Source organism: Streptomyces sp. NPDC049577, from assembly GCF_040675635.1.
Classification (GTDB): domain Bacteria; phylum Actinomycetota; class Actinomycetes; order Streptomycetales; family Streptomycetaceae; genus Streptomyces.
Genome location: NZ_JBFAPH010000244.1, coordinates 1 through 9,406 on the forward strand (window position 1 = coordinate 1; position 9,406 = coordinate 9,406).

8 protein-coding genes are annotated in these 9,406 nt (G+C 75.4%); 5 read left to right on the forward strand and 3 right to left on the reverse strand.

What is annotated here, in order from left to right; genetic code table 11:
- A partial coding sequence (locus tag AB0K09_RS23725; RefSeq protein WP_366067387.1) for a DUF3488 and transglutaminase-like domain-containing protein occupies positions 1-1,727 on the forward strand: 1,727 nt, incomplete at its 5' end.
- Between the two features lie 88 nt (positions 1,728-1,815).
- On the opposite strand, the gene AB0K09_RS23730 is transcribed toward AB0K09_RS23725, so the two are convergent.
- The 3 genes from AB0K09_RS23730 to AB0K09_RS23740 form a co-directional block, all read right to left on the reverse strand.
- Positions 1,816-2,208, reverse strand: a complete 393-nt coding sequence (locus tag AB0K09_RS23730) for a DUF3040 domain-containing protein (RefSeq protein ID WP_366067388.1) — start codon at positions 2,206-2,208, stop codon at positions 1,816-1,818.
- 272 nt (positions 2,209-2,480) lie between these two features.
- Positions 2,481-3,245 carry a methyltransferase gene (locus AB0K09_RS23735; protein ID WP_366067389.1) on the reverse strand — a complete coding sequence of 255 codons (765 nt, stop codon included), beginning with the start codon at positions 3,243-3,245 and terminating at the stop codon, positions 2,481-2,483.
- A gap of 59 nt (positions 3,246-3,304) precedes the next feature.
- Complete coding sequence (locus tag AB0K09_RS23740; RefSeq protein ID WP_366067390.1) at positions 3,305-3,769, reverse strand: SAV_6107 family HEPN domain-containing protein; 465 nt, start codon at positions 3,767-3,769, stop codon at positions 3,305-3,307.
- A 218-nt stretch (positions 3,770-3,987) separates the two neighbouring features.
- On the opposite strand from AB0K09_RS23740, the gene AB0K09_RS23745 reads away from it, so the two are divergent.
- The 4 genes from AB0K09_RS23745 to AB0K09_RS23760 all read left to right on the forward strand — a co-directional run bounded on the left by AB0K09_RS23745 (position 3,988) and on the right by AB0K09_RS23760 (position 9,306).
- Positions 3,988-4,755 carry an ATP-binding cassette domain-containing protein gene (locus tag AB0K09_RS23745; RefSeq protein ID WP_366067391.1) on the forward strand — a complete coding sequence of 256 codons (768 nt, stop codon included), beginning with the start codon at positions 3,988-3,990 and terminating at the stop codon, positions 4,753-4,755.
- Positions 4,727-6,859 (forward strand): YhgE/Pip domain-containing protein, encoded by a 2,133-nt coding sequence (locus AB0K09_RS23750; RefSeq protein ID WP_366067392.1) that lies wholly within the window; start codon positions 4,727-4,729, stop codon positions 6,857-6,859. The genes AB0K09_RS23745 and AB0K09_RS23750 overlap by 29 nt, the downstream gene beginning before the upstream one ends.
- A 34-nt stretch (positions 6,860-6,893) precedes the next feature.
- The gene (locus tag AB0K09_RS23755) at positions 6,894-7,505 is read left to right on the forward strand and encodes a TetR/AcrR family transcriptional regulator (protein ID WP_366067393.1); all 612 of its coding nucleotides are present in this window, start codon (positions 6,894-6,896) and stop codon (positions 7,503-7,505) included.
- 295 nt (positions 7,506-7,800) lie between these two features.
- A complete protein-coding gene (locus AB0K09_RS23760) occupies positions 7,801-9,306 on the forward strand; it encodes an NAD(P)/FAD-dependent oxidoreductase (RefSeq protein WP_366067394.1) in 1,506 nt (501 codons plus the stop codon).
- The last annotated feature ends 100 nt before the right edge of the window (positions 9,307-9,406 follow it).

Below are 9,406 nucleotides of genomic sequence, written 5' to 3' on the forward strand. Positions count from 1 at the left end.
GTACGACCCTCGCGCCCGTCCGCACGGGCCGCCGGATCGGCGCGCTGGCGCTGGGGCTGGCCCTGGCCATTCCGCTGCTCCTGCCCTCGATCGACGGCGGGCTGCTGCGTCCGCGCGCCGAGGGCGAGGGTCCCGGCGGCGACGGCGGCACGATCTCCGCCGTCAATCCGCTGGTCTCGCTGCAGAACAGCCTCAACCAGCCGGAGAACCGGGAGGTGATGCGCTACCGCACCTCGGCCGAGGCCGCCCAGGACATGTATCTGCGCATCGTCGCCCTCGACGCGTTCGACGGTGCGTCATGGCGCGCCTCCGAACGGCGCGTTACGGACGTACCGGACGAGCTGCCCGCCCCGGCCGGGCTGGCCGCCGGGGTACGCGCCGATCCCATCAACACCTCGATCGCCGCCGCCGACTACTACGGGCAGAGCTATCTGCCGCTCCCCTACCCGGCCGACCGCGTGCACGCCGCCGGGCAGTGGCGGTACGAGCCGGAGGGGCGCACCCTGGTCGGCGACCACGGGCAGACCACCCGGGGGCTGCGCTACCAGGTCACGAGCCTGCTCGTGCAGCCGACCGCCGAGCAGCTCGCGGCCGCGCCCGCGCCGCCGGAGCCGCTGCTGCGCGAGTACACCAAGGTGCCGGGCTCGCTGCCGGCCGTGGTGGCCGCGACCGCGCGCAAGGTGACCGCCGGGTCCGCCAACGCCTACCAGCAGGCCGTGAAGCTCCAGGAGTGGTTCTCGGCGAGCGGCGGCTTCCGGTACGACACGGAGGTGCGCAGCGGCAGCGACAGCAACGCCATCGCGCGGTTCCTGCGGGACAAGAAGGGCTTCTGCGTCCACTTCTCGTTCTCGATGGCGGCGATGGCGCGGACGCTGGGCATCCCGGCCCGGGTGGCGGTCGGTTTCGCGCCCGGCACGCCGCAGACGGACGGCTCGGTCTCGGTCGGTTCGAAGGACGCGCACGCCTGGCCGGAGCTGTACTTCGAGGGCATCGGCTGGACCCGTTTCGAGCCGACGCCGACGCGGGGCACGCAGCCGGAGTACACGGTGGCGCAGACGCCGTCCGGTTCGGACCCGGGGGCACCGGAGCCGGTGCCGCACCACTCGGCCGCGCCCTCCCACGCGCCGGCCGCCCAGGGCGGCTGCACGCCGCAGCAGAAGAAGACCGACAGCTGCCCGGGCGCCGTCCGGCAGGCCGGTGCGGCGGCGCCGGGCGGCGGGCCGTCGCCGGGCACGGTGGCCGGGATCGCGGCGGGCGTGCTGGTGGCGCTGCTGCTGCCCTTGCTGCCGATGCTGTGGCGCTTGCGGGCCCGGGCGCGGCGCCTGCGCGGCGCCTTCGGGGACCCGGTGGCGCGCACCCTGGCGGCGTGGCGGGAGACGACGGACACCGCCTGGGACTACGGCATTCCGCCGGACGACTCGCACACGCCGCGCACAGCGGCGGCGCGGATCGTCGTGGCGGGCCGGCTGGAGGGCGCGGCGGCGGAGTCCGCGGCGCGGCTGGCGACGGCGGTGGAGCGGGCGCTGTACGCGCCGGAGCCGGCCGAGCCCGGCGATCTGGCGGGGGACGTGTTGCGCGTACGGCACGCCCTGCGGGCCGGCGCGAGCCGTTCCGCACGGCTGCGGGCGGTTCTCGCGCCGCGCTCGGCGGCGCGGCCGGCAGCGGCGGTGCGGCTGCGGACCGCCGGCCTGCGGCGCTTCCTTCCCTGGGCCCCCGGGGCGCGCTGACGCCTGGGGGGCCCGGAAACACCGGACGGGCTGGAGAATCCAGCCCGTCCGGTGGGTGAGTGTGCGAGAGGTGAAGGGAAGCTCAGGCTCAGTGGCCCTGCTCGTCGCGGCGGCGCTGCCAGCGCTGCTCGATGCGGTCCATCATGCTGCGCCGCTGGCGCGGCCGTCGCACGGCCGGGCCCACGGGCCCCATGCCCCGGCCCACGGGCCGCGGCGCCTTGCGCCAGCCCGTCACCGCGAGCACCGCGCACCCCAGCATGACGAGGAAGCCCACCACGCTGATCCATACCTGCTGGGCGACCATTCCGGCCATGAGGAGCCCGACGCCCACCAGAAAACCCGCGACCGCCTGGTAGACCCGTCGCCGGGTGTACGTGCGCAGGCCGCTGCCCTCGAGCGCTGTCGCGAACTTGGGATCTTCGGCGTACAGCGCTCGCTCCATCTGCTCGAGCATGCGCTGCTCGTGCTCCGAGAGCGGCACGGAGTCCTCCTACTCGTCGGTCGCGGGGGGCGACCGGGTGCGACCCTTTCAGGATAGGCAGGGAATCGCCCCCGTGAAACCCGCCCCTCTGCGCCAATTCGCCCACCGTCGCCGCGTGGCGAACGGTGGCTTCGGGACGTACATTCCCTCCCCGCCGAGCGGCCATGCCGGACGGTGTCCCCCGATCATACGGGGCGAACGGGCTGATCGGGTGGCCCGTGCGGGAGGGCGCGGAGACGGCCGGGGGACGGCCGGGTGACGGCCGCCCGCGGTCAGCCGCGCTCGGCCAGGACGTGCAGCTGCGTGGCCACCGAGTGGAAGGCGGGCAGCTCGGCGGCGGCCTCTTCGAGCCGCAGCAGCGCGTCGGTCGCGCCGGGCTCGGAGTCGAGGAGCACACCGGGCACGAGGTCGGCGAAGACCCGTACGCCGTGCACGGCGGAGACCTCCAGTCCGGCGCCGGTGACCAACTCGGAGAGCTGGTCGGCGGTGAAGCGGCGGGTGAGGGGGTCGCCCGCGCCCCAGTTGCCGGCGGGGTCGGTGAGGGCCTGGCGGGCCTCGGTGAAGTGGCCGGCGAGGGCACGGGCGAGCACCGCGCCGCCGAGGCCGGCGGCGAGGAGGCTCAGGGTGCCGGAGGGGCGGAGGGCGGCGACCGCGTTGCGCACGCTCTCGGCGGGGTCGTCGACGTACTCCAGGACGCCGTGGCACAGCACGGCGTCGTAGCCGGCGGGCTCGACGACCTCGAACAGGCCGTGGGCGTCGCCCTGGACGCCGCGCACCCGGTCGGCCACGCCGGCCTCGGCGGCGCGGCGCTCCAGCGCGAAGAGGGCGTTGGGGCTGGGGTCGACGACGGTGACGCGGTGGCCGAGACGGGCCACCGGGACCGCGAACTTGCCGGAGCCGCCGCCGGTGTCGAGCACGTCCAGCACCCCGGACGCCTCGGGGCCGGCGGCCTTGACCCGGCGGTCGAGGGCGTCCCGCAGGACCTCCCAGACCACGGCGGTACGCAGGGACGCCCGGGGGCGCAGGGGCTCTGACACGACGGCTGGCTCCTCATGGATCTGGCTCTGGCAGCGGTCCGGCGCTGGCAGGCCACAGCCTAATGGCCCACGGCCCGGGCCTCCTCGACGACGCCCGCCGGCCACAGCCGGAGCATGCGCTCGACCAGCCGCAGGAACATGCCCGCGTCCCGCAGCAGGTCGTCCGCCTCGCGGTCGCTCGCGGCGGAGCGTATGCCCGCTTCCGCGCGCGCCCGGCGGGCGGCGCCGGAGGCGAACAGCACGCTCCACTCGGACAGTTCGGGAGCGACCTCGGGCAGCAGCTCCCAGGCGCTGCGGATGCGGCGGCGCCCGCGCACCGGCGCCTCGGGGCGGGCCCGCACGGCGAGGACGGCGGCGGCCGTGCGCAGGGCGGCGAGGTGGGCGGTGGCGTACCGCTCGTGGGGGGCGTCGAGGGCGGCGGCCTCGGTCAGGCCGTGGTGGGCCTGGGCGAGCAGGTCGAGGGCCGCGGGCGGGGCCGCGGCACGGCGGGGCACTGCATGGATGTCGCGCGCGCTACCGGCCATGACGAACCTCCTTCGTCGGGGCGGCCCGCCGCGACGCGGCGTGGCCGTCTTATGGGGCCATCGTGGGGCACACCACTGACAATCGCCGCTGACCTGCGCATATCTCGGTGCGGGGCGGGAAGACGAGCCCCTGGTTGACGGCCGGGTGGACCGGTGCGCCATACTTTTTGTACTGACTGGTCAGTGCAAGATCGACTCGTGGAGACCCTGGAGGTCGCGTGGACAGCACCCCGTCCGGGCCCCGCGGAGCCGCCGTCGAAGCCCGGGACCTCGGCGTGAAGGGGCCGCGCGGCTGGGCGTTCCGCGGCGTGGACCTCACCGCCGCGCCCGGCTCGCTCGTCGCCGTCGAAGGCCCTTCCGGCTCCGGCCGTACCTGTCTGCTGCTCGCTCTCACCGGGCGCATGCGCGTCGGCGAGGGCCGCGCCGAGGTCGGCGGGCTCGCCCTGCCGCGGCGCATGGCCGCCGTGCGCAGGACCACCGCGCTCGCCCACGTCCCGGGCGTCGCCGAGCTGGAACCCGCCCTGACGGTCGCGGAGCACCTGCGCGAACGCGCCATGCTGCGGCGCCGCTTCACCGGCTCCGTGCGCGAGATGCTGCGCCCCCGCCCGGAGCGCGTGACGACAAGCGCCGCCCTCGCCGCCGCCGGGCTGGACCCCGCCGCGCTGCCCCGGGGCGAGCGGACGGCCGTACGGGAGCTGGGCCGGCCGGAGGCGCTGCGGCTGTCGGTGGCCCTGGCCCTGATCGGCGAGCCGCGGCTGATCGCCGTCGACGACGCCGACCTCAAGCTCTCCGATGCGGAGCGCGCGGAGGTCTGGGCCCTGCTGCGCTCGGTCGCCGCGAGCGGCACGACCGTGCTCGCCGTGTGCGGCGGCCCGCCGCCCGGGGACGCCATCACCGTCCGCACCGCGCGCACGACCCCGCACACGACCGGTCCGACGGAGGAGAAGGGAGCGGCGGATGCGCTCGCCGAAGCTGGCCGCGCTTGAGCTCAAACGGTTCGGCAGGGGCCGGCTCCCCCGGGCCGCGCTCGTCGCGCTCCTGCTGCTGCCCCTGCTCTACGGCGCCCTGTACCTGTGGTCCTTCTGGGACCCGTACGGGCGGCTCGACAAGGTCCCCGTCGCCCTGGTGAACGCCGACAGGGGCGCGACCGCGGACGGACAGAGGCTCACCGCGGGCGCCTCGATCGCCGAGGGGCTGCGGGGCAGCAAGTCCTTCCAGTGGCACGAGACCAGCGCCGAACAGGCCCGCAAGGGCGTCGAGGACGGCAGGTACTACCTGTCGCTGACGATCCCCGCCGACTTCAGCGAACGGCTCGCCTCCAGCGGCGGCGAGACGCCCCGCGCGGGCGCGCTCCAGGTGCGCACCAACGACTCCAACAACTACATCGTGGGCCAGATATCCCGCACGGTCTTCTCCGAAGTCCGCGCGGCGGCCTCGCGGAAGGCGTCCCGCTCCTTCTACGACAAGATCTTCGTCTCCTTCTCCACCCTGCACGACAAGACGCGGCAGGCGGCCGACGGCGCCGACCGGCTGGGCGACGGCATCGGCAAGGCGGAGAAGGGCGCCGGCGCCCTCAAGGACGGCCTGAACCAGGCCAAGGAGGGCAGCGGCGACCTGGAGACCGGCGTCGGCAAGCTGCACACCGGCGCGGGCACCCTCGACACCAAGTCCGGCGAACTCGCCACCGGCGCCCGCAAGGTCGCGGACGGCACCCAGCAGCTGGCCGACAAGGTCAACGGCGTCGCCGGCAAGGAGGGCACGCTCGTCAAGGACAACGCCGCCGCGATCGGCCGGTACGCCCGGATCGTCGCCGACGAGTCCAAGACGCTCCGCGAGCACCTGGCCGATCTGCCCTCCCCCACCACCACGGCCGTGCTCGCCAAGGGCAGCCGGGACAGCGCCGACGCCCTGTCCGGGCTGTACCGGGCCTCCTGCGAGGGCGCGTCCACGCCCGCCGTGTTCTGCCCGCAGCTGAAGAAGGCCGTCTTCGCCGCCGAGCAGTCGGCGAAGGGCGCGGCCGCGCTGGACGACCTGACACACAACAAGGACGGCGCGCTCGACAAGCTGCCCGGCCGCCTGGACACCCTCCACACCTACGCCACGAAGCTCGCCGACGAGGCCCCGCACCTCGGCCGGGACATCGACGGCGCCGTCCGCAAGGTCAACGCCCTCAACGACGGCGCCCAGCAGGTCGCCGACGGCGCCGCCCGGCTGCACACCGGCGCGGGAACGCTGTACGACGGCCTCGGCACCGCCAAGGAGGGCGCCACCGAGCTCGACGGCGGCATCGGCAAGCTGCGCGAGGGCGCGGACACCCTCCAGGGCGGCATGTTCAAGCTCTCCGACGGCTCGGCCCGGCTCGCCGGCGGGCTGCACGACGGCGTCAAGCAGATCCCCGACTACGGCAAGGACGAGCGCGACGCCCGTACGGACGTCATGTCCGACCCGGTGCGGCTGGCCGGGCAGGCGCTGCACAAGGCGCCCAACTACGGCACCGGCTTCGCCCCGTACTTCATCCCGCTCTCCCTCTGGGTGGGCGCGATGGTCGCCTACATGCTCATCCAGCCGCTCAACCGGCGTGCCCTGGCCGCCGGCGCGTCCGCCTGGCGCATCGCGCTGGCCGGCTGGCTGCCGGTCGTCGCCGTCGGCGTGCTGCAGGCCGGCGCGCTGCTGGCCGTGCTGCACTGGGCGCTCGGACTGCAGATGGTCCGCGCGGCGGGGACGGTCGGCTTCCTGCTGCTGGTCACCGCGTGTTTCGCGGCCATCGTGCAGTGGCTCAACGCCCGCTTCGGACCGGCCGGCCGGATCCTCGTCCTGGCCCTGCTGATGCTCCAGCTGACCTCGGCCGGCGGTACGTATCCCGTGCAGACCAGCCCCGGCTTCTTCAACGCCGTCCACCCGTTCCTGCCGATGAGTTACGTCGTCGACGGACTGCGCCGTCTGATCACCGGCGGTGGCCTCGGTCCCGTGTGGCAGGCGTGCGCCGTGCTGGCGGCCTTCACGGCCGGCGCGCTCGCGCTGACCGCCTGGTCCGCGCGCGGCAAACAGGTCTGGTCGGTGGACCGGCTGCACCCGGAACTGAGTCTGTGAGCGCGGGCACCCCCCGCACAGGGAGAATCACCCCATGGACAGCAGCAGTACACGCCGCCGGAACACCAGACGCAAGCTCTTCGAGGCGGCCGTCACCCTCATCGCCGAACAGGGTTTCTCCTCCACGACGGTGGACGAGATCGCCGAGCGGGCGGGAGTGGCGAAGGGCACGGTCTACTACAACTTCGCCAGCAAGACCGTGCTCTTCGAGGAGCTGCTGCGGCACGGCATCGAGCTGCTGACGGACTCCCTCCAGCGGGCCGCCGACGAGACGGCCGAGCGCGGCGGCAGCCGCGTCGACGCCCTCGACGCGATGATCCGCGCCGGGCTCGACTTCATCTGCCGCTACCCCGCGCTGACCCAGCTGTACGTGGCCGAGCTGTGGCGCACCAACCGGGCGTGGCAGTCGACGCTGATGCAGGTGCGGCAGAAGGCGATCGCCGTCATCGAGTCCGTCCTGCGGGAGGCCGTCGCGGACGGCGAGCTCAGCGAGGACATCGACATTCCGCTGACGGCCTCCGCACTGTTCGGCATGGTGCTGGTCGCGGCGCTGGACTGGCAGTCGTTCCAGCCGGAGCGGTCGATCGACGAGGTGCACTCGGCGCTCTCGCGCCTGCTCCAGGGCCGGGTCGGCGGCTCCCGGTAGGGGATGCCCGTGGTGCCGTCGCCGGCGCGGACCGTTCCCCCAGCGGTCCGCGCCGGCTCGGGCGTTCCCCCGTACTCCCCCGGGCCCCCGTGGGAGCCCCCGTGCCCCCCGGCGTGCAGGAGCCGCCCGAACCGCTCCGCCGCCCCGTGCCGGCGGTGCGCACCCCGGCGTTCCCCGCACGGACCACTCTGCCGTCCGGGCCGGTCAGCGCCCATCCGCGCGCGTACTCATCCGCGTACCTGAGTACGCGTACTCAGACGCGAGCGTTCATCCCGGCAGGGATAGGGTCGGCGCCATGGGAAGGATTGTGGTGATCGGCGCCGGCATGGGCGCCCTGGCGGCCGCGGCCCGGCTGGCCGTGGCGGGGCACCGGGTGACGGTGTACGAGCGCGCCGCCGGCTACGGCGGCGGTGTCGGGCGGATCGAGCGGGACGGGTTCCTCTTCGACACGGGCCCGGGGCTGCTGCACCTGCCGGCCGTCTACCGCGATCTGTTCGTCAAGACCGGCAAGGAATCGCTGGAGCAGAGCCTGGAGCTGGTCCAGGTCGACCCGGCGAGCGCGCACGTCTTCGCCGACGGCACGGAGTTCGCCCTGCCCAACGCCTCCCGGGCCGGCGTCGTGGCCGCCCTGGACGGCGCGATCGGGGCCGGAGCGGGCGAGCGGTGGAGCGACCTGGTCAACCGGGCCCGCGAGGTCTGGGACGCCACGCGGCGCCCGCTGCTGGAGGAACCCCTGCGCCCCTCCGCCGCCGAGCGGGCCCCCCTCGGCACGGACCCCTACCCGGCCGTGCGCAAGCGCGGACTGTTCCGGCGCACCCGGCCCCTCACGCTGGCCTCGGTCGCCGAGCGGGAGTTGGCCGACCCGCGTCTGATCGCCCTGCTGGAGAGCCACGCCCTCGCGTACGGGCTGGACCCACGCCGCGCCCCCGCGAGCGCGACCGTGCTGCCGTACATGGAGCAGACCTTCGGCAGCTGGTACGTCCGCGGCGGTCTGCGCGGTCTCGCCGACGCGCTGTACGAGCGCTGCCGCGCGCGGAAGGTGGAGTTCGTCTTCGGCGCGGAGGTCACCGGGCTGCTGGAGAAGGACGGCCGGGCGGCGGGCGTCCGGCTGGCCGACGGCTCCGCCGTCGAGGCGGACACGGTGGTCGCCGGGGTGCCGGCCGCCCGGCTGGAGCGCATCGCCCCGGGCGCGGCCGGGCCGTCGCCCTCGCCGGGCGCGGGCCGGTTCACGGTGTTCCTGGCGCTCTCCGGGGCACGCCCCGAGGGCGTGGCCCACCGCACGGTGGTGCACGGCGGGGACCGCGAGGCGGAGCCGGCCGCGGTCTTCGGTCCGGGGCCCGTCGCGTCGGCCTACCGGCCGACGGTGACGGTGCTGCGGCCCGACGATCCGGCCGTCCGCCCGGACGCGGCGCACGAGGCCGTAACCCTCACGGCGACGGTCGCGCCGCAGGGCCGGGCCGACTGGACGGACGAGCGGACGGCCGCCGCGTTCGCGGACCGCCTCGCCGAGGTCGCGGAGGCGGCCGTTCCGGGGCTGCGGGAGCGGACGCTGTGGCGCGTGGTCCGCACGCCGGCCGACACGGAGGCGACGACGGGCGCGGAAGGCGGCACGGTGCCGCCTCCGGCTCTGGCGGGCGGGGAGGGTGCCTTCCTCCACCCCGCGAACGCGACCGCGGTTCCGGGCCTGTACCGGGTCGGCGGCTTCGCCCACCCGGGAGGCGGGCTGGCCCACGCGGGCATGTCGGGCGCGCTGGTGGCCGGCCTCGTGGTCTCGGGCGCCGACTGGCGCGGCTCGCAGTAACCGGGGGCGGGGGGCCCCGCCCCCCCCCGGGGGGGGGGGCGGGCGCCGCGCCGCGGCCCACTCCCCCCATCACAAACACCCACCCCCCTAGACACCTGAG

Excerpts from the sequence above, each read along its gene's own strand:
- AB0K09_RS23740 (WP_366067390.1), bottom strand. The coding sequence starts at position 3,769 with ATGGCCGGTAGCGCGCGCGACATCCATGCAGTGCCCCGCCGTGCCGCG.
- AB0K09_RS23750 (WP_366067392.1), top strand. The coding sequence starts at position 4,727 with ATGCGCTCGCCGAAGCTGGCCGCGCTTGAGCTCAAACGGTTCGGCAGG.
- AB0K09_RS23755 (WP_366067393.1), top strand. The coding sequence starts at position 6,894 with ATGGACAGCAGCAGTACACGCCGCCGGAACACCAGACGCAAGCTCTTC.
- AB0K09_RS23760 (WP_366067394.1), top strand. The coding sequence starts at position 7,801 with ATGGGAAGGATTGTGGTGATCGGCGCCGGCATGGGCGCCCTGGCGGCC.